The organism is Vibrio sp. 1978 (assembly GCF_033344345.1).
The window spans coordinates 143360-165087 of record NZ_JAWPOP010000002.1; the positions used below are offsets into that span (position 1 = coordinate 143360).

Sequence of the window (21728 nt, forward strand, 5' to 3'; positions counted from 1 at the left end):
GTACCCCCATTTGATTAAAGGATATGAGATGTATTTGCAACAGCATTTGTATTTCATACAGCCTTGCAGTAATTAGGCGATGAAAGATAAACACTCTTTATGGAAAACCAGTAGTGGGGTAATAACTCTGCTACTGGTTTTGCCGATCTTAGCGATCTTCTACACCGCGATTGGTGAAACGGATGATTTGTTTGCTCATTTAATGGCAACGGTCATGCCGACTTATATTTTTAACACGGTTGCGCTAACTGTTGGCGTAATGGTGCTGTCCTTAATTCTTGGTATTCCAAGCGCTTGGATAATGGCCATGTGTAAACTGCCGACCGAAAAATGGTTGCAGTGGGCATTGGTACTACCTCTTGCAATGCCAGGTTATATCATTGGTTATATTTTTACTGATTGGTTTGATTTTGCAGGCCCGATTCAGATCTTTTTGCGTGATGTAACCGGATGGGGACCTGGCGAGTATTGGTTCCCTGACATTCGTACGTTGCCTGGTGCGACCTTTGTGTTGGCTTTGGTGTTGTATCCTTACGTGTATTTATTGTGCCGAGCTGCGTTTATGGAGCAAAATGTCTCTTTATTGCAAAGCGCGCGTTTGCTCAAGTGCTCTCCATGGGAAAGTTTTTGGCGCATCTCGATGCCGTTAGTAAGACCCTCTATCGCAGTGGGTTTATCATTGGTCGCAATGGAGACCATTGGTGACTTTGGTACGGTAAGTTACTTCGCGGTGAATACGTTAACCACAGCGGTCTACGATACTTGGTTGGGGTACTCTAATCTTAATGCGGCAGCCAAGATTTCTGCCATGATGCTCGTCATTGTAGTACTGCTTCTTAGTGCCGAACGATACAGCCGCCGTAAACAAAAGCTTTTTCAAAGCCAATTTAACAGTCACGAAGATTTTCGTTACGAGTTGACGGGCTGGAAAAAGTGGACCGCACTAGTTTGGTGCTGGGGCTTGGTTTCGGTCGCGTTTATTTTGCCGCTACTACAGCTGATTGATTATGCGATCACTTATTTTGCACAGAGTTGGACCTCAGAGTTTCGTGAATACGCATGGAATAGCTTAGTTGTGTCTGTTATTGCTGCGATTATTGGTGTTGCTGTCGCACTGATCGTTAACTTTACCCATCGAGTCAATGGTAAACGAGAAAGCTTGGCATTTATGCGTCTTTCTTCTATGGGCTATGCAGTACCAGGAACGGTACTAGCCATCGGTGTGATGGTCGCTGTGCTGTTTATGGATCATCGTGTCAACGACGTTGCTAAAGCCATGGAGTGGGGAAGGCCGGGACTTATCTTTTCTGGTTCCATGTTCGCACTAGTATTTGCCATGGTTGTGCGCTTTTCCGCGGTAGCGATTGGTAGTATCGAAAGTAATTTAAATAAAATTTCTCCGTCGTTAGATATGGCATCGCGCACTATGGGTTGTAAGCCCAATGCCATGCTGTGGCGCGTGCACTTTCCGCTGGTTAAGCGCGGTGCACTGATTGCAGCTTTATTAGTGTTTATCGAGTCGATGAAAGAGCTTAATGCGGCTTTGTTACTTCGTCCGTTTAACTTTGAAACACTAGCCACATACGTTTATAACTTCGCCTCGGATGAGCATTTAGAATTGGCCGCTTTACCAGCGGTCCTGTTGGTTCTTGTTGGGTTGATCCCGCTTGTTGTTGTTAACCGTTCACTGGAGCAAAATCACTGATGAGCTGTGCATTATCAATTAAAAACCTAACGTGCCAATATGACGATCAAACCGTACTCGAATCATTGTCTCTTGAGGTAGAACAAGGGCAGATTGTCTGTTTGCTAGGAGCTAGTGGTTGTGGGAAAACAACACTATTAAAGGCCGTTGCGGGATTATTGCCGTTAACGTCAGGCGAAATGAGTCTAAATTGCGTCACAATTGATGATGGGGAAAACTGGTTGCCGCCAGAACAGCGTAATATAGGGATGATTTTCCAAGATTACGCACTTTTTCCTCACTTGACGGTGGAGCAAAACATTGCCTTTGGCTTAAAGCAGTACTCGACAAAAGAGAAAAATGCCAAAGTTCAAGAAATGTTAGAACTCGTGCATCTTCAAGGTTATGGCGATCGTTATCCTCATCAATTGTCTGGTGGACAGCAGCAGCGTGTTGCGATTGCTCGCTCATTAGCTTACAGCCCAGACTTATTGTTACTTGATGAACCGTTTTCTAATATTGATACGCAAGTTCGCCATGAGTTGATAAGTGAGATCCGTAAGATTTTTAAGGCGCAAGGCGTGACTGCCATTTTTGTTACGCATAGCCGTGAAGAGGCTTTTGCTTTCGCCGATAAAATGGCAGTGATGAACAATGGAGTCATCGAGCAATATGGCACAGCATCTGAGCTTTACTACCAGCCTTCAAGTAAATTTGTCGCTGATTTCTTAGGGGGTGGCAGTTACCTTGCTGCTAAACGGGTTTCGAATTCAGAATATGAAACCCACTTGGGCGTGGTTGAAGCCACGGCTCAACAAGATATTCCAGTACAGGCGGAGTGCTCTTTACTGCTAAGACCGCAGCATGTGCAAATTCAATCCGATGAAGATAGTTCGGTAACCGTATTGGAACAGCATTTTATGGGTGATCACTGCCGTTATGTGATTAACGCGAATGGTGACCGTTTGTTAGCTACAGCTTCGCAAGCATTAAATATAGGTGAGTCCGTCGCGGTGAAAATTGAAACTCAAGGCGTCCTGGCATTTGCTTAACGCTCCTGAGTATCTTTTCTATCTCGTTTACGACTTTCCAACATACAATAAAAAAGCCCGGCTGTGGAGCCGGGCAAGTGCTCTTCTCCTTTTTGATGAGCGCCTTTTCAGACAGCGTCGACTCTCATCATAGTGCGCGAAGCGGGCACAAGGTTCAGTTATAAAGACAAGAAGTCTTTAAACTGTTGAAGAACACGTTCCGCAGTGTCCTTATCTTGCATCTCTGCAAAAATTCGTAGCAGTGGCTCAGTGCCAGAGAAGCGAGCGATGATCCAACCGCCGTTTTTGAAGTAGACTTTCGCGCCATCTTCATAGCTGACTTTTTCGATTTCAAACTCAAACTCAGGCAACTGCTTTTCAACATAAATCTTGTTGAACAGTACGTCTTTTTGCGCTGGTTTGAACTTGCAATCGCCTTCTGCCATGTAGGCATAGCCGTACTTGCCGTAGATTTCATCTAGCAACTCAGACAGCTTCTTGCCGGTTACTGAAATCATTTCTACCAATAGACTTGATGCGAATACGCCGTCTTTACCTTTGATGTGGCCGCGAATGGTTAGGCCGCCAGAGCTTTCCCCGCCAATCAGTGAGTCATCCGCTTCCATTTTGGAACTGATGTGCTTAAAGCCTACAGGAACCTCAAAGCATTTTTCGCCATGATCTTCGGCGACTTTATCGAGAAGGTGTGTGGTTGCGATGTTACGTACCACGGAGCCTTTCCAGCCTTTGTATTCAAGTAGGTAGTAGTAAAGCAGCAGTAGCACTTCATTTGGATGAATGAAGTTACCTTTTTCGTCGATAATGCCAAGACGGTCCGCATCGCCATCAGTACCGATGCCAATATCGTAACCTTGCTCTTTCACTAGGTGCATCAAACGGTAGAGTGTTGCAGCGCTTGGCGAAGGCATTAACCCACCGAAGTCTGGGTTTTTGCCATCGTTAATCACATCAACGTCACAGCGGCCGTTGATTAATACGGTTTGCAGTGCGTTTTTCGCGACACCAAACATTGGGTCGATCAAAACACGTAAATTCGCTTTCTTGATCGCCCCTATGTCGATAAAGTCGATGATTGAGTCAACGAATTCGTTCATCGGGTTGATGATTTCAATCAGCTTATCTTCAACCGCTTGTTCAAAGTCGACGCTTTTTACATCTTGCACGGTGAGCGCGTCTATTTGTGATTCGATTTTTTGGGTGATGATTTCATCTGCGTCACGACCGCCTTCAATGAAGACTTTAATGCCGTTGTAATCGGCAGGGTTGTGTGATGCGGTAATACATGCCGAGTATGCGCAGCCCATTTCTTTCGCTTTAAACATTACGATAGGTGTTGGGACAAATTTGTCGATAAAGCTAACCACAATGCCGTTTGCTGCTAGAACCTCAGCGAACCAACGACCTGCTTTATCGGAAAGAAAACGACGGTCATAGCCAATCACAAAACCGCGATCAGCAACCGATTCGTTATTCGTGATGTTTGCAACTGCTTGAGCGACCAAACGTACATTATCTTTGGTGAACTCCTCACCGATAAATGCACGCCAACCGCCTGTACCAAATTTGATCATGATTCGATCCTCGATAAGAGCGGTATCCCACCGCCTCTTAAATCTTTGCTAGCGAACCGATGCACTTCTCAAACTCAAGTGCATCGGATAAATCAAAAGGGGAAAAGCTCTCCCCCAAAAGATGATTAACCTAGAGTAACGATAACTTCGTTTACTGAACCTTCCGCTTGAACTGGGACAGAGGCACCATTCACTGCTTCACCGTTCACAGTAATCGACTTAACGCCTTTGCTTACTGAGTTTGGGTTAACTACTTTGATGTTGTACGTTGCACCTAGCCATTGACGAGTCACTTCGAAACCAGGCCAGTTCGTTGGGATACATGGATCGATAGTTAGGCCATCGAAGCCTGTACGCACACCAAGGATAAAGTTGGTAACAGCGAAGTAAGCCCAGCCTGACGTACCTGTTAACCATGGGTGGTTTGCACGACCGTGGTCTTGGTGGTCACGACCCATGATGAACTGTACGTATGAGTAAGGTTCTGCAATACGTTTTTCGATGATGTCGTTCTGGTTGTATGGGTTCAGTGCATCGTAGAACTTCATTGCACGATCACCACGACCCAGTTTCGCTTCAGCTACCCAAGCCCATGGATTTGGATGCGAGAAGATCGCACCGTTCTCTTTTACGCCTTGGTAAACACGAGTTACGAAGCCGATATCATCATTCGGTGTTGCAAAAGATGGTGAGTTTAGGTGGAGGCCGTATTCAGAGAATAGGTTCTCATCGACAGCGTCCATCGCTTTTTCGCCGCGCTCTTGAGATACCGCACCAGAAAGTACCGCAAGTGTGTTTGACTCTAGGTGTACACGACCTTCTTTTTGTTGCGCTGTACCGATCTTTTCGCCGTTTTTCGTTAGACCACGGATATACCAGCCGCCTTCTTCGTCCCAAAGGTGTGTTTCACACGCTTCACGCACGTTTGCTGCCATCTCGGTGTATTTTTCAACGTCGGCTTCCTTACCTAGGTATTTCGCTAGGTCGATGAACTCCTGCAGTGCCCAGAAATGTAGGAACGACACCATTGAAGATTCGCCGCCACCTAGGTTCAGACAGTCGTTCCAGTCTGCACGCAGACCTTTACAGATACCGGTTTGACCTACGTATTCAGCCGAGAAGTCTAGCGCGGCTTTCATGTGGTCATAAACCGTTGCATCGCCACCGTCGGCGTAAGGGATCACTTCGTCGAAGAAGCTGTGCTCACCGGTTTCCATCACGTACTTACAGATGGTTGGAACTAGCCATAGGTGATCATCAGAACAGGTGTCTTCGATGCCGTGAATTTTGTCTTCATCAGAAGGTGTTGGAACTACGGTTGGAGATTTAGATGGTTTAACATCAGCTTTTTCTGGATCAAACCAATCTGGATCGAATAGGTGTAGACCGTAGCCCGCTTTTACTTGGCCGCGCAGTAGGTCAACGATACGTTTGCGCGTCATTGCTGGGTTAGCGTGAGGAACTGAGATTGCATCTTGCGCTGTATCGCGGTAACCAAGACCAGTACGGCCTCCCACCTCGATGAATGAAGCAAAGCGAGACCACACCACACACGTTTCTGCTTGGTATAGTGTCCAAGCGTTGATCATGGTATCTAGACCTTCGTTTGGCGATTTCACTTGGAACTTGCCACAACGCTCATCCCAGTGTGCTTTGATACCCGCAAATGCGTTGTCGACTTCTGCAAGGTCTTGGTACTTAGCACGCAGACGCTCACCGTTGCCTTTACCGATACCTAGAATGTAAGCAAAGCGAACCTCTTCACCCGGCTGAATAGTAAATTTCTTATGCAAAGAGCCACAGTGGTTGTAACACGTTTGTGCTGTATTGAAACACTTACCTTGTTCTACCGCTAACGGGTTTGCTTCGTCACGGTATAGGCCTAGGAAGCTGTCACGTTGGCCGTCGTATGAATCTGGATCAAATGTTGAAGCTAGGTAGTAGAAGCCTTCGAAATCGTTGGTGTTGTAGTACAGGTCGTACTCGATCACGCCTTCGTTGTAAGCCGTACCTGCCGAGTACAGAGACATCTGATGGTTTTGGTTATCAGATTGAATGTGGCTGAATGAGAACTCAACAAATGAGAATGCACTGATCGTACGTGGTTTGTCAGAGGTGTTTTTAATCACTACATCCCAGACTTCAGCGTCTTCGCCTTTTGGTATGAACAGAGTTTTTGTTGCGGTAATACCGCTGTATTCACATTTGAACTTAGAGTAAGACAAGCCGTGACGAACTTCGTAGTTTGCTTCGTCTAGGCTCTTCGCAACTGGTTGCCAAGAGATTGACCAGTAATCACCTGTCTCATCATCACGCAAGTAAACGTAGTGTCCTGGGCGATCGAATGTCGCATTTGGACGGAATTTAGTAACACGGTTGTATTCTGGAGAGTTGTAGAACGAGTAGCCACCCGCGTTGTGCGAGATAACCGTACAGAACTTCTCAGTACCTAGGTAGTTGGTCCATGGTGCTGGTACGTCAGGGCGAGTGATGACGTATTCGCGATTCTCGTTATCGAAATAGCCGTATTTCATTTGTGTCTTTCCTTTTTACGAAGCTGCATCAGCAGCCAAAATTTAAAAACTCTTCAAGCGTGATGTTTCGACATCAGTTTTGTATTACTTCCACGGTTTACGGTAATTCACTCCCTGCAAATCAAGCAGAGGTAGATGGCCTTTCAAGCGTGATAAATAGTCGGTCCAATCTCGGTGTTGTTTGTCTGTCCAACATGCTTCTGCCATTGCAGTTAAACGAGGGAAGATCATGTAGTCCATGCGAGGTTGGTTATTGATAATTTCGCACCATAATGCTGTTTGAATGCCCCAAATGCGCTTACGTATTGGGTCGTCAGCAGGCACTTCAGCGAGCGGTTCGTAGTTGTAAGCTTTTTCTAGTGGCAGTGGGTTTGCCCAGTCCACGCCCGGTTCTTCAGGTGCGTAGTCTTGGGTCATATCTAGGTAAGTGGTTTGTGCTGGTTGCAGCACCACATCAAAGCCTTGGCGAGCACAGTTCAAGGCCGCTTCTTCGCTTAGCCATGAGTAGATCACCGTATCTTTACTGACTTTGTCGCCGTGTTGAGCTTCTTCCCAGCCCAGCATGCGTTTGCCCAATTTACGAAGTTTGTCTTCGGCATAATGCAAGAAGTGTCCTTGCAAATCTTTGTAGTCGCTGTAACCCAGTTGTTCCATTAGTGCTTGGCATGCTGGGCTTTTTGACCATACGCCGTTAGGTACTTCGTCGGCACCAATATGAACGTAAGGCGCAGGAAAAAGTGCAGAGACTTCTTCTAGCACTTTGTCGATAAATTCATAACTCCCCGGCAGAGCAGGGTTAATGACGTTGTCGTTGTAATGCTGAATACTGCGGTATTCGGTGGTATCTTCCGCTTCTACCAATAGGTGTGGTAACGACTTGATGGCGGCTCGGCAATGACCAGGTACATCAATTTCAGGAATGATGGTGATGCCGCGTTGCGATGCAAATTCGATAACGTCTTTGATGTCTTCTTGTGTGTAGAAGCCGCCGTAACGTTCATCAAAGTGCGTGTACTGTGGTTCATTGATCTCATCCAATCCGCGCCAAGCACCAATATCGGTCAGTTGAGGCAGTGATTTGATTTCAATTCGCCAACCCTCATCGTCGGTAAGATGCCAATGGAACGTATTGAACTTGTAATGAGCCAGTTGGTTGATCAAGCGTTTGACTTGCTCAATGGAGTGAAAATGACGAGCACAATCGAGCATCATACCGCGGTAACGAAAGCGTGGCCTGTCCTTGATTGAACAGCAAACTACTTCCATTGAGTTAGGTTGATCGCCAACTTTGATTAGTTGTAATAACGTTGCACAAGCATGGGTAAAACCAGACGAAGATCCTGCTTCAATTTTGATTGACTCTTCGGCTACTTTCAGTTTGTAAGCGCCTTCATCCAAGGTTGGGTTGCCTTTGAAGATGATCTGACTGCCATTGTCTGATGCGAACTCAAATTGGTGAATGCGCTTAAGCTCTTCAAGTAGCCATTCTTTAGCTGAATTGGCCAGGCTTGAATAAACCGCGACGCCAGCATGATGGTCAAAGCTAAAATAGTGATCGCTGACCTCAATATGGTTTGGTTTTGGCAGCAAGGGTTGTGCATGGGTTAAACTTGCAGGAATCTCACTGCGTTCACGGTATGGTGAAGCTAATACGATAGGCGTGACATCCACTTGTGCGCGCTGTGGGTTTCCATCAACGACAAAGTTGATCATCGCTTCGTTAAAGCCATCCGAGTAATAACGGAATGGGTTCGAACCAATACTGAATTCACAGTAATAGTGATGGTTGGCAGCCAGTACCAGCCCTTCTGGCTTAAGTGTGCAAAAACTACCAATTTGAGTCAGTTGACCATTTGAAACGCTGTCTGGAAGAATGTAACGATCGAAAGCGAAAGTTAAGCTCCAGCTGTTTAGGTCTTGGTCGCTCAAGTTATGAAAGGTGAGGCCAAAGCGGCAGTTTTGTTTCTGCTCAGAAAGGACTACGAGATCAACACGATATTCCATATCTACTCCTACGCCGCACTGAGCGAGTAAAGGTTATGTTCTGGTTTGCCAGCAAACATAATTGCGCCTTCAATCGCGTCAAACTGTGGCTCAACAATCCATTGCTGAACTGGTGGTGAAAGCCAACGTACAATGCGTTCAGCTATGCTGCCCATTAAACAAATACGTGTTGCGCCGCGCTTGTTTAATGCCACGAGAAACATTTCTATATCCGCTGCGGTTTGCTTCAGCATTTCAATGGCCAGTGCATCGCCTTGTTCCGCATGTTGGAAAATAGCCGGAGAAAACTGCCCATAATCACGAGGAAGCGCCTGTTTTGACCACGCCACCACGTTGTCGACCTCATTTCCGAAATGCGTCATAACGTGTTGTGCTAGGGGCGTTTTTTCTCTGATGCCATCTTCAGCTAACAAAACTTGCTGAACTAGGCGTAGCCCCATCACTGCGCCGCCACCTTGATCCGAAATAGGGAACTCACGACCACCGACAACGTGTTGCTCCAATCCTTTAAGGTAGATGCCACAAGAACCGGTTCCCGCAATCATGATTGCGCCATCTTCGCCATTGTGCGCACCAACGCACGCACCGTAAGCATCAGTATTCAGAGTCATACTGGCAAATGGATGAGGAAGAGACATGAAGGCTTGCCAAGATGCTTTGTGCTCTGCGCCAGCAAGGGCTAAGCCGACGTGCATCGACGCGAAATCTTGTTGTGTCAGACCGCCTTGCTCGGTAGCCGAAGTGATAGATTCAAGAATCGAAGCCATTGCTATTTCAGCACCTAGCATGATGTTGGCACTGCCGCTTTTGGCCTCGCCAAGAAAATTACCTTGTGAATCTTTAATCCTGGCTCGACATGACGTGCCGCCACCATCGATACCGACAAAATACATTCCCATGATTATTCTTCCTTCATATTTTTAGAGGTCGCCAACTGAGAAACATGCTGAGCTTGACTCATTATCGCGAGTAAGTACCAAGCGCCATGCGGGATCCATTGTTCGCCCCAGCGCCAGTTTTGTAACACGTCTTCTTTTTGTGCAGGTGGGTTAAATGCAATGTCTTCCTCGTCTTCAAAGCCGCCAGTGATTCCGTTACACACGCCACCTTTTGCGTTGAAGAAACCATATTGAGGGAGGTAATCAGGGTTGTTACGACCATGGCCATCTAGCATGCACATGTCGTATGGGTTTAAGCCTACAACCCAGTTCAATGCATCTTGAGCAAACACAGAAAGTTGTTGCTGTACTTCTTGCGACGCTATATGCGGTTGAGCAAGGTACGCCATGGTCGCGAGAGAGCCAAGTCGAGCATTCTCGCCTTGCCACCAATAGCCGGATTCATTGTTGTGTGCGACAAAAAATGCCTCGCGTTTTGACTCATTTACGCCTTTAACATATTGGCGAGGGTAACCGAATGGGTTGATCACTTTATTCGATATTGTGATCTCAAACTCACACGCTAGGTTTACGATACGTTTTACCGATTCCGCTCGTGCTGAGTCGTCTTCAATTGATAGATATTCGCATAGGGCAATAACTGGTAGACCTGCTTCGGCTGCGTGAAAATATGGACGGCTGCCGTCTTGGTTTGCTGACCAAAAGTGTTGAATCTGCTCGTCGCTCATTTGGCGTGCAACTAAACGTTGCGCCCACAAACGGCTCTCTTCCAAGTAGCGAGTTTCTTTGGTTGCTTTAAACAGTTCTACACAAGCCAGTAGCGCACAGTATTCGTCGATAATGTTTTCTTCCCCATCATTGAGGTACTGCGTATTGTGCTCTTTTAAGTGCCAGTAACCATTTTCGGCAGCGTTGCGGTATTTTTGTTGATCGTATTCACCGTGAACACTTAAACGCGACGCTGCCGCTAGCGCTGCAATGGCGACACCGCCACCTTGTCGAAAGCCTGCTTGATAGTCGTCAAATTTGTGACCAAGTTGAGTTTCGTACGCGCAAATCTCGCGTTGCGCAGTATCTTTGCTCCACTTGTCAAAGACCGTCATGTAGAAAAAGCCTTTTTCGTTTTGCATACGCACAAGAAAGTCTGCACCGAACAGGGCTTCTTCAATCAGACGTGTACGTGTGAAAGCTGCAATGTCTTCGCTTCCTTCAAGCAACGAAACCCCTTTTAGGATGTTCCAAACCACCATTGGGGTTTGTTGAGGATTCAAATAATTCGCGTATGAAAGGTGACTTAAATACTTGCTAACGTCTCCTGATGCGTCGTACCAGCCGCCGTGTACATCAACCTTTTTATTGGAGTTTAGTACTGGAAGTTGTCGATCTTGTTGATCGAAGATCCCGCCGCAACGTTGCGATTTGAAGTAGTGGATCACATCTGACAAAGTTTGATCCAACAGAATGTGTTCGCCAACGATGAAAGAGGAAGAGCGCGTATCTTCTACTTGCAAGAAATAGTCACCTGACGTTGTGAAAGAGGAAAAGTCGATGAGGTAGAAATAGCCCTGATGCCAGTTCGCCACTTTACCTTGTTCTTCAACCGCAAAAGTTGCCACGGTTTGCTCGCTAGTGGCACAAATCAATTGAGCAGTGTAAGAAGACAAGTGTGGTTGTTCGGTCTGGATAATGGCTTTCTTTGGGCCCAGACGTTCATAACCAATGTGGTTAGTCAGTAGCAGCATTCAATGTCTCCGGGAAACGATAAAAACAGGAATGGGTCAGGCTGAACCTGACCCTCGTTATGATTAATCTTCAAATAAGTAACAGCGGACAAAGTGGTTGTCGGACAGTTGAGTGACGCCTGGTAGTCGTTCACGACATTTGTCGGTAGCGTGTACACAACGTCCAGCAAATGGACAGCCGACAGATTCTGGTGTCCAAAGTGGGATTTCCCCTTTGTTGCCTTTCAGTTTCTCGTGAATAGACTTCGATGGATCTGGAACCGCAGATACCAACAGTTGCGTATATGGGTGTTGAGGGTCGTGAATGATTTCTTCAGTATCGCCCCATTCAACCATGTGACCTACGTACATGACCGCAAGATCTTCAGCAATGTAACGCGCTGTTGCGATGTCGTGAGTGATGTAGAGCAGAGACATTTGTTTCTCGAACTTCATCTCTTCCATCAAGTTCAAAACGCCAGCGCGGATCGATACATCGAGCATGGATGTTGGCTCATCCGCCAAGACTACTTCAGCTCCAACCGCAATGTTACGAGCCAGGTTGACACGCTGACGCTGACCGCCAGATAGCTGGTGCGGGAACTTTTGCGCCGTTTCTTTTGGGGGAATAAGACCAACTTGTTCAAGTAGGTCGTACACACGCTCTTCCAGTTCTTTCTTGTTGCTAGGTGAGACCTTTTTGTGGATTAGCAGTGGTCGAGCAATATGGTGGAAGATATTGTGCGTTGGGTTTAGCGAGCCAAACGGGTCTTGCCACACCATTTGTACACCTTCACGGTAGGTCATTAAATCGTGACGAGAGGTGATGTCTTGGATATCACGACCTTTGTACTCAATGATGCCATCGGTTGGTGCGTACATTTTTGCAATCATTTTTGCAGTAGTAGACTTACCTGAACCAGATTCACCTACCACTGACAAGCCGCGGCTCTTGTACATTTTGAAAGAGACGTCGTTGATTGCGCGCATCTTAGATTGTTTGATTGAGTTACTGTTTAAAGGGAAGTCCTTAACGACATTTTTACCCTCAATCAGCAGTTCGCCGAATTGTTTGCTCATAATTCTCTCCAGTGTAATTTTTGTTCTTAGCTAGCGTTTTTTTGTTGTTAAACCTTAGCTTGAGCAATGGTGTCGCCGTACAAATGGCAATTTGAGAGGCGACCTGGTTCAATTTGACGTAATTGGGTTGGTACACGTGTACATGCTTCATGTACGCGATCGCAACGAGCTTGGAAGCGGCAGCCCCGTGGTACTTCTAGCAAGTTCAACGGGTTACCTGGAATACCAGTCAATTTGGTCTTTGGTCCAGTTAGTGGAGGGAAAGAGCTACCCAAACCTTTGGTGTAAGGGTGGTAAGGACTTTCCAGAATTTGCTTAGAAGGCGCGACTTCAATCAACTCACCTGAGTACATGATGCCGATACGATCCGAGAACTCGACCATCAATGACAAGTCATGTGTGATGAACAGAATTGAGAAACCAAACTCTTCTTTAAGCGCGTAAATTTTTTGTAGAATTTCACGTTGAACCACTACATCCAATGCGGTAGTCGGTTCGTCCATGATGATCATTTTTGGGTTCAGAGCCAAAGCGATTGCGATTACTAGACGTTGACGCATACCACCAGAGAACTGGTGCGGGTAATCACTCAATCGGCTAGGGTGGATATCAACGATTTCCAGCAGACCTTCAGCGCGTGTTTTTGCTTGAGCGCGAGTCATATTGGTATGACGCATGATGACGTCACAGAACTGCTCTTCCATGGTTAGAACAGGGTTCAAAGCGTTCATCGCACTCTGGAATACCATCGACATTTCACTCCAGCGGAACGCTTGCATGCGATCATCGCTGTACTGAAGGATATCTTCACCGTTGAAGATCACCTCACCACCTGTGATAAACGCTGGCGGCTTATGAAGGCGCATTAGTGAGAAGGCAACAGTGGATTTGCCACAGCCAGATTCACCAGCCAGACCGAATACTTCACCTGGTGCAATGTCGAAGCTCACGTTGTTACAGGCGCGGACATCGCCCGCGTCTGTGATGTAGTCTACGCATAGGTTACGGATGGAAATTAGTGGTGCAGTCATGATTATTTATCTCCGCTCCATAGTGCATTTTGTGGTGCCAGTTCAGGCTCACGTTCTTTCTTGTCTTTTGCTGCTAGTTTTTTCCAGCGTTTCATGCCTTTGTGAGAACGAAGTTGAGGGTTCGCAATTTCGTCAACGGCAAAGTTCAACAGAGCAAGACCAGTAACCAGTAGTGTTAGGGCAATACAAGGTGCTAGTACTTCCCACCATGCGCCAATCAGCATGGCTGATGAGGTTTGCACGTTGTAAAGCATGATGCCCCAACTGATCGTGTTGGCATCACCCAAACCTAGGAACGAAATGACCGCTTCAGTGTTGATCGCCAGCATTACTGAGCCAATGAAGCTCGCACCGACAATCGGGATAAGGTTTGGTAAAATCTCAACGAAGATGATACGGAATGAAGACTCTCCCAATACTTCGGCAGCTTTAACGAACTCTTTCTCGCGTAGTGCCATAGTTTGAGAGCGGACAACACGTGCACCCCATGCCCAAGAAGTACCAGCGATAATCAAGGCAATGGTGAGTGGGCCTGCTTCACCGATAAAGGCCGCCAGCACGAATAGCAATGGATACTGCGGAATTACTAACATGATGTTCATTGCGGCACTCAATATGTCATCCACTTTACCGCCGAAGTAACCTGCCGATATACCAATGACTGTTGCTAAGAAGCACACGATGATGCCAGCGCCAAAGCCTACACCCAGTGATACTCGTGCACCGTAAGCCACTTGCGACCAGATATCGCGACCCATTCGGCTAGTACCTAATACGTGGTCGGCCTTTTTAGACATAATCAGCGTACGACGATCGTCTGCCAGGTTTTTAGCGACCCAACCATCAGGATTGTTTTGTGCCTGTTTTACAACAAAGCTTGGGTATTCGTGTGGGTTACCGGTTCGCTTGTCTGGCGCATGCTTTGTAAGTAAAGGAGCGGCAATCGCAACGAACACGAACAGCGTAACAATGCCAAGACCAATGCGAGCAAATGCGTTACCTAAAATAAGTTTGAATAGTTCTTTCATGATTATTTGCCTCCCGTACGTAGGCGAGGGTCTAGAATCATGTACAGCATGTCAGCCATTAAGTTGAAGCACAGCATGAACATCGTCATGATAATTAACTGACCTTGAAGTACTTGGTAGTCACGAGCGTGAATTGCGTTCAATAGAACAGTACCTAGGCCTGGGTAGTTGAAAATCATCTCGATGATTAATTGACCTCCAATGGCCATACCTAAAGACATAGACAGTGCGGTAACACTTGGAAGTAGTGCGTTACGTGCGGCGTAATTAAAGACGACGCGGTTTTCACTCAGCCCTTTACCTTTAGCCATCGTGATATAGTCTTCGGCGAGAAGGTTGATCATGTTGTTACGCATGTTAACTAAGAAGCCACCAATTTGAACGATGGTTGCACAGAATAGAGGTAGTACAGCGTGGTAACCCACGTTCTTGATGAACTCCCAGCTTGTCCAATCAGGAATAGTACCTGGCGTGTAAGCATAGCCAGATGGGAACCATTTCAGGCCAATCGCAAAGGTAAACAGCGCTAACATTGCGATAACCATTTGTGGAATAGCTTGAATGATCAATGTGCCAGGCGTTACGAATGCATCGTACTTACTACCGCGCTTCCAGGCGGCAAAAATACCAAGGACAGAAGCGATGGAGAAAGAAAGTACAACCGCAGTACCAGCTAGAAATAGTGACCAGCCAAATGCACTACCTAGTAAAGAATTAACTGAAAGTGGGTAGAACTGGATTGAGGTGCCCAATTCCCAACTTAGAATGTTTTTAATGTACGAGAAGTACTGAATGTAAATTGGCCCATCAACGAAACCGAGCAGTTCTTTCATTGCTGCGATTCGTTCTGGAGTCACCTGTACTGAAGCATTAGCAAACATCATGGTAACTGGGTCACCAGGCATTGCTCGCGGAATAATAAAGTTTAACGTCGCTGCAACTAAGAGCGCGACAAGATAGAACGACAAACGTCTTAAAAAATAACCCATAACTCACACCTTACTCACCCAGATTTTTTCCCTGTTTCTGGTTTCAGGTCGCTCCTAGCGAAATTTAGAGCGAAAAATCCCCTGACGACGAGCGCCACATATTGGTTTCGTTAACAAGGGATTTTTATAGGCGGCACACGGGATGTATGCCGCTTGAAATGAACTTCTACTTATTTAACTGGTTTTAGGTCCAGTACGTGAAGTAGACGCTCTGGGATACCTGCCCAAATGTTTGGACGGCCCTTAGGGTTTTCTTCGTTCCACCAACCAGTGAAGCGAGTTGTGTTGTATTGGTACATGTACGCGCCAGATAGCACAGGAATAGTTACTTGGTCCTGAGCAATGATCTTCTGAATGCCATGAGCGATCTCTAGTTGTTCTTGTTTATCTGCTGTCTTGTAGAAGCTGTTAAGAAGACCGTCTAGCTTATCGTTCTTGTAGAAGTGCATTGCAAAGCGAGGCATGCCGTCACCAGCTTGTAGCTTCGAGTTGTAGCCACTATCCCAGTACAAGTGTGGATCTGCACCGTGGAAGTAGTTGGTGTAAGCAACGTCGTAAGTACCTTCTAGCATAGCTTGGTTGTATACCGAGAAGTCCGGTGTACGAGCACGAGCTTTAATGCCCACTTCTGCTAGTTGCTCAACGGCTAGTTGTACCGTGTTGTTGAAGTCAGTCCAACCGTTTGGTGATTGAATTAGAAGCTCGAAAGACTTGCCAGATGGTGTATCCACAAAGCCATCTTTGTTTACATCTTTGAAGCCAGCTTTAGCTAGAAGCTTTTTCGCACCTTCCGCGTTGTATGTGTTGTAGCCTTTGTACTTGTTGTGCGTCTCTTCATCAGACCAAGCTTCGAATGCGTAGCCAAGGCCAGATGCGAAGTCGTTCACTGTACCGCCGCCGTAGAAAGCGATATCAATGATAGTTTGACGGTCTAGCGCCATAGAGAACGCACGACGGAAGTCAACGTTAGTTAGTGCTTCGTTTTTCGCAGCGTCTGGGTTTTTGAAGTTCACTACAAATGCTTGAGTACCCGCTGGTGGGTACCAGTAGTGGTGATTCGGACTTGCTGCAGCGTACGTACGGTCGATGTCTGGTACGAATGAAGACGTCCAGTCCATTTCGCCGTTAACGATTTTGCCCAAGAATTGGTCGTTGTTCGCGATTTGTGGCACACGCAGACAATCTACATCTAGGTTGTCAGCATCCCAATAATTCGGGTTCTCACACTGGATATATAGCTGCGGTGTGAAAGTGTCGATTTCAGTAAATGGACCACTGCCTACTGGATTTTCGTTTGTGAATGTTGCTGGATCTTTTACTTTGCTCCATACGTGCTTAGGTACGACTGGTACTTTCGCAATTTCGTAAGGAACGTTTGAGTTTGCTTCGCTTAGACGGAATTTAACTTGGTAGTCGTTAACTTTTTCTACGCCAGTCACCCAAGAGTTGATACCAGATTGGTCTAGCTCTGGCTTCTCTTTAACTAGGTTGAAAGAATAAACAACATCATCAGCGGTAAACGCTTTGCCATCAGACCATTTTACGCCCTTACGGATATCGAAGGTTACGCTCATCAGGTCATCAGCCATGGTAAAGTTTTCTGCTAGACGAAATACAGGCGTGTTACCGTGCATTTCGTTAAAAACAACGAGCGGCTCGTAAATAAAGTCGGTTGTTGTGTGCAGGTTAGTTGCACCCAAGAAAGGGTTAAAGTTACGAACGAAAGTTGTAAACTCTTTAGGGTGGATAGTCAGTTCACTGCGTTCAGCCGCAGTAGCTACCGATGCAAAACCTGTAGTAGCCGTTGCAATAATTGCTGTTGCTAGTGCTGTTTTTTTAATATTGGCAAGCATAGCTGTTCCTTACTATTTGCTTTCATTTCACTAAATGGAATTGAATGTCATCAATTGATAAACACTCTCTAAGACCTACCTCTTGTACATGCCTTACTCATTACAACATTGAGTTTCGCCAAGAGTGGCCTGTAGGCCTTAGGTAGGAGTAAGAAAACACCTTATCCATAAAATAATCAAACTTGATTCCCGTTAAAAACGTTAAAATCTCTGAGCTCTCCGTTATAAACGTTATTTTGGCTAATTTTAACCAGCATTGGGCCAAAAAATAAACGTTGATATGCGTCGCAGTTTATATCCTTGTTAATAATAAGTGTTGGTGATTACTAACCTGCTGGTCCTTTTTAAATATACGTTTCCTGCTTGTTTTCTAGGTTCGGAGATCTCGCTCACATGCAGAAATGGTGTTAATTAATCAGCTAAAAATTAATCTGCCGTTCTGTTGTGATTAAGTTCGCAATCTCTATCAATAGTTCGTCAAAATCCGCTTGTTATCTGAAAAATGGCCTTTTTTATCGACAGTTTTCTTCCGTTTGTTGTCCTTTTTTTATTATATGAATGAAGTTTTTTCGGTTGCTCGAACTTACCTAGTTAAGACAAGTTAAATGGATAAGGTCGTACGTTTTGAAGACCAACAATAGATAGCGTTGTCTAACCGAATGTTCGTTATTGGAAATATGGTAATGGGGTAGGAAGAGGCGGTCTCTTTTATCTCTAGGAAGGGAATACTCGAATAACAAAAAAGCCCAGCATGCACGCTGGGCTAGTTTTTTGATAAATATTAGCTGGTCAATAGTCGCTGTAGTTTATCTCGTTGTGCTTCTATGTATGCTCTCTCGGGGCTCTGTTCTTTGCAGTGTTCGAGAATGAACTCTATCGAGCTTAGCACCGTTCTCCAACGTGGTGTTTTGGGTAATGTTTCTATACGCATGTATTTATCTAAGGTGCGTGTTTGTAAAGTACTTCGGTCTAGATAAACGCGCCACAAGCCACTTTGCTCTGCAAATGCGAATTTACTTTCACCCGTTACAGATTCCCAATACTCTAAAGCATGTGTCATTGCGTCGACTAGAACTTCCCGCATAAGTTCTTGCTTGTCCTTTTTATTACCGAGTGCTTTGTCTGCAAGGCGCGTAAATTCTCCGCCAAGCTCTTTTAGCTTTTGCAATTGGTCTTTGTCACCATCAAATGCATAACTTGAAAGCACTTCTACGGCGGTTTCTAGATTATGTATGCGAGCGGCACTGGCTCCACCGCCGACATTAAAGATGTACATGATATCTAACCCTGAACCTTCAGGGAGCTTAAGAATGTCTGCTTCGATGTTCTGACGAATATCTTCAATATAGATATCAATCTTGCCACAGTAATGAGGTTGTTTGACGGTTAGATATTTAGGGGCAATCAGCTCATCAGCAGATGAGCGCTTTAGCTGTTCTAAGCTGCGCTTGAATAGCTTACAAGCAGCTTCGTTAGCAAAGCGAATACGCTTGTCTTCACGTAGACAGATGATAGCTTCAGGAGCCGATTCTAGCTGTTCCAACAAACGACCTTGAGTCTCAAGTAAGCTTGCTTCAACGACTGCTCGCTGTCTAAGTTCAGACTCTAGCACTTTGTTTTCCATATGGCGCATTTCTGCTTTACTTGCCGTTAAATGCGCTTGGATACGTGCCGCCAACTCTTGTTTATTAAATGGTTTCGATAAATAGTCGTTGGCTCCTGCTTCAAAACCTCTTACACGATCTTCTGTTTGACTGAGTGCGGTGAGCATAATGATTGGCAACTCGGCATGATCATAGGTTTCACGTAGTTCACTACAAACTTGGTAGCCGCTCATGCCTGGCATCATGATATCCAATAACAGAAGTTCCGGCTTCTCTTGCTCGACGAGCGCTAACGTTTCTGGCCCATCGGAGACGGTACGCACACGATAGCCCTCTAAACGTAAAAAGCTTTCAAGCACGCGTAAGTTTACTGGTTCATCGTCAGCAACATACAGTAACGGGCCGTCTGGGTTCTCTGGAAGTGATAAGTCTTCGCGGTTCTCTACATTAACTTCAGGGATTTGGAAGTGTCCGTGCGCAGCTAGAGTCTGGGTTGCTTGGATTTCTTCTTCACTGGCGAGCGGTAAAGTGAAACTGAAGGTAGTTCCGACCATTGGTTGGCTACTGACGTATAACGAGCCTCCCATTAATTCGATCAATTGACGGCTAATGGAGAGCCCAAGTCCTGCACCTTGACGATAACGGCTCGCGTCTTGCCCTGCTTGGATGAGTGGTTCAAAAATATGTTCAAGTTGTTCTGCGGGAATTCCTTGTCCAGTATCCACAACTTGTACGCGTACATGATCATCTACCACATTAGCGGAGATAACAATTTTACCTTCTGAGGTGTATTTAATCGCATTGCCAATCAGGTTATATAGCACTTGTTCAAGGCGTTGCGGGTCAGCTGACACTGCTTTTAAATCCGCTGGGACTTGGTTGATGATGCGGATGGTTTTACTTCCGAGTAAATGGCTAGAAAGCTCTAAAACCAATCGTGTTGCACTGCCCAAACTCACTGCTGATTTCTGGATATCCATGCTTCCATAACGCATTTTATGATAATCCAACAAGTCATCGACTAGATTAGCGAGACGCTGACCACTTTTAATGATGATATCAAGCTGATATTTCTGGCTAGCGGGGATCGCACCATTGGCGCCGGACGCTAAGGTTTCAGCAATCCCGACCATGCCGTGTAACGGTGTACGAAGTTCATGAGAAGTCGTGGCTAAGAATTCATCTTTTAATTTATCGGCCAATTGCAGTTCTTCATTCTGTTTTTGAATGATCTGTATGTTGCTTTCTAGTTCTTCATTTTGCTTCTTAATGGTTTGAATCTTATCTCGAATAGAGCGTTGCATTCGTTCAAAGCTTAACGCAAGCCGACCAATTTCATCTTTACGAACCGTATTAAAAGACGTGTCATCAAGATCCCCTGCAGAGACCTTTTCGGCAACCCAAGTCAATTTCAGCAACGGAGAAGTGATAAAGTTTGATAAATAGTGAGAAGCTATCACCACAAGGATAATGGCGATCAACATAGCGATAACGAATAGTTTTTCGAGTTGATGGATACGAGCGAAAGCTTCGTTTTCTGGTAACTGTACGACGAGCGCCCAAATCACACCACGAGTTTCAATCGGTGCATAAGCCGCGATTATTTCTTCACCTAAGCCGTTCGTGTAAGTGCCGACACCAAACGCACCAGAGAGTGCTTTATCGATCACTTCTAAACTGTTCTTAATGTCGTCTTGTTTCGTGTTGATTGTGCGAGGTTGGTGATCATTTCCAACCAGCAAGGTGTTAATGGATGACTCTCGATTAGCGTCTGCGGCTAACTTAGTGATGCCATTATTTGGCAAGCGGAACATGGCATAGCTGTGTAGATAACCTTGCTGAACAATTGGTGCACCTAGCCAAGCGACTGATTTACCCCCTTCCAGCTCGAAGTCAGACACAATCACAGGAGTGTAGTCTTCGTTTACTTTTCGACGTTCAGTCACATCATCGGCGAGACGCTTGAAAGTTTTGCCAAGTGCCGAGTCTTTGTAGGGGCCTGATAACAAGTTCGTTCCGTAGTTATCGTCTTTGTTGATCGAGTAGGTGACGTTACCATTGATGTCGACCAGCAAAATGTCATTAAAATCAGAGCGCTTGAGGAGCTCCAAGTAGGCCCAATGATAGCGTTTATGCAAAAGTCGGTAACGTTCACTTCCTACATAGTTGGATGACTCGGGTAACGTTGAGGTTTTGATTTGGTCTCCGCTGCCCTCGATGTAGCGCTGTTGGGCGTTTTTACGAGACTCTTCAATATCATTGCCTAAACGACTAAAAGCATTGACGAGACCGTAGAATCGGCCACCACTGGCGTAAGCCAACTCTGAGCGCACAAAGCCCATGACTTCGGTTTCTCGTGCCTCAAAGTAGTCGATGATTTGCTGCTGTTTTGTATCTCGAACAGACAGTAAGTGCGAGGTGCTTTGTTCTTGCAGATCTTTACTGTGGGACTGCAAGAAAAAGATCGCAGTAATGGTAAGAGGTGTGATACTGAGCACCAGAAATGCGGTCATCAGTGTACTCTGAAGGCGCTTAAATTTCTGTTTTTTGTAGAATTTAAACATGGATAAGATTACAACTCATAATGGGCAGTTCTAAAACATACTTCGCTGCCGAGGTTCTCGTTAAAAACGGATAAGATGTTCAACTAGATAGAATTAACAAAATTAACGAGTTTT

General features: G+C 45.8%; 13 protein-coding genes. 2 read left to right on the plus strand and 11 right to left on the minus strand.

The window, feature by feature from the left end:
- Positions 1-79: 79 nt before the first annotated feature.
- Positions 80-1705 carry an ABC transporter permease gene (locus R8N49_RS02650; RefSeq protein ID WP_005386564.1) on the plus strand — a complete coding sequence of 542 codons (1626 nt, stop codon included), beginning with the start codon at positions 80-82 and terminating at the stop codon, positions 1703-1705.
- Positions 1705-2736 (plus strand): ABC transporter ATP-binding protein, encoded by a 1032-nt coding sequence (locus tag R8N49_RS02655; protein ID WP_064354280.1) that lies wholly within the window; start codon positions 1705-1707, stop codon positions 2734-2736. The genes R8N49_RS02650 and R8N49_RS02655 overlap by 1 nt, the downstream gene beginning before the upstream one ends.
- 158 nt (positions 2737-2894) lie before the next feature.
- On the opposite strand, the gene R8N49_RS02660 is transcribed toward R8N49_RS02655, so the two are convergent.
- The 11 genes from R8N49_RS02660 to R8N49_RS02710 form a co-directional block, all read right to left on the minus strand.
- A complete protein-coding gene (locus R8N49_RS02660; protein ID WP_186584667.1) occupies positions 2895-4307 on the minus strand; it encodes a phosphoglucomutase/phosphomannomutase family protein in 1413 nt (470 codons plus the stop codon).
- 125 nt (positions 4308-4432) lie between these two features.
- Positions 4433-6841 (minus strand): GH36-type glycosyl hydrolase domain-containing protein, encoded by a 2409-nt coding sequence (locus tag R8N49_RS02665; protein WP_186584668.1) that lies wholly within the window; start codon positions 6839-6841, stop codon positions 4433-4435.
- A gap of 84 nt (positions 6842-6925) precedes the next feature.
- Positions 6926-8845 carry a beta-N-acetylhexosaminidase gene (locus R8N49_RS02670; RefSeq protein ID WP_186584669.1) on the minus strand — a complete coding sequence of 640 codons (1920 nt, stop codon included), beginning with the start codon at positions 8843-8845 and terminating at the stop codon, positions 6926-6928.
- Positions 8846-8853: 8 nt separating this feature from the next.
- Positions 8854-9744, minus strand: a complete 891-nt coding sequence (locus tag R8N49_RS02675) for an N-acetylglucosamine kinase (RefSeq protein ID WP_213961882.1) — start codon at positions 9742-9744, stop codon at positions 8854-8856.
- Positions 9745-9746: 2 nt separating this feature from the next.
- Positions 9747-11486 carry a glycoside hydrolase family 9 protein gene (locus R8N49_RS02680; RefSeq protein ID WP_138939049.1) on the minus strand — a complete coding sequence of 580 codons (1740 nt, stop codon included), beginning with the start codon at positions 11484-11486 and terminating at the stop codon, positions 9747-9749.
- A 63-nt stretch (positions 11487-11549) separates the two neighbouring features.
- Positions 11550-12545, minus strand: a complete 996-nt coding sequence (locus R8N49_RS02685) for an ABC transporter ATP-binding protein (protein ID WP_054579087.1) — start codon at positions 12543-12545, stop codon at positions 11550-11552.
- A gap of 47 nt (positions 12546-12592) precedes the next feature.
- Positions 12593-13576 (minus strand): ABC transporter ATP-binding protein, encoded by a 984-nt coding sequence (locus R8N49_RS02690; protein WP_005380040.1) that lies wholly within the window; start codon positions 13574-13576, stop codon positions 12593-12595.
- A gap of 2 nt (positions 13577-13578) precedes the next feature.
- The gene (locus R8N49_RS02695) at positions 13579-14604 is read right to left on the minus strand and encodes an ABC transporter permease (protein WP_054579088.1); all 1026 of its coding nucleotides are present in this window, start codon (positions 14602-14604) and stop codon (positions 13579-13581) included.
- 2 nt (positions 14605-14606) lie between these two features.
- Entirely contained in the window at positions 14607-15593 is a 987-nt protein-coding gene (locus R8N49_RS02700; RefSeq protein ID WP_005380038.1) for an ABC transporter permease, read from the minus strand.
- A gap of 170 nt (positions 15594-15763) precedes the next feature.
- Positions 15764-17446: an ABC transporter substrate-binding protein gene (locus R8N49_RS02705; protein ID WP_005380037.1), complete on the minus strand. Its 1683-nt coding sequence runs from the start codon at positions 17444-17446 to the stop codon at positions 15764-15766.
- Positions 17447-18227: 781 nt separating this feature from the next.
- Positions 18228-21614: a response regulator gene (locus R8N49_RS02710; protein ID WP_186584672.1), complete on the minus strand. Its 3387-nt coding sequence runs from the start codon at positions 21612-21614 to the stop codon at positions 18228-18230.
- Positions 21615-21728 lie beyond the last annotated feature (114 nt).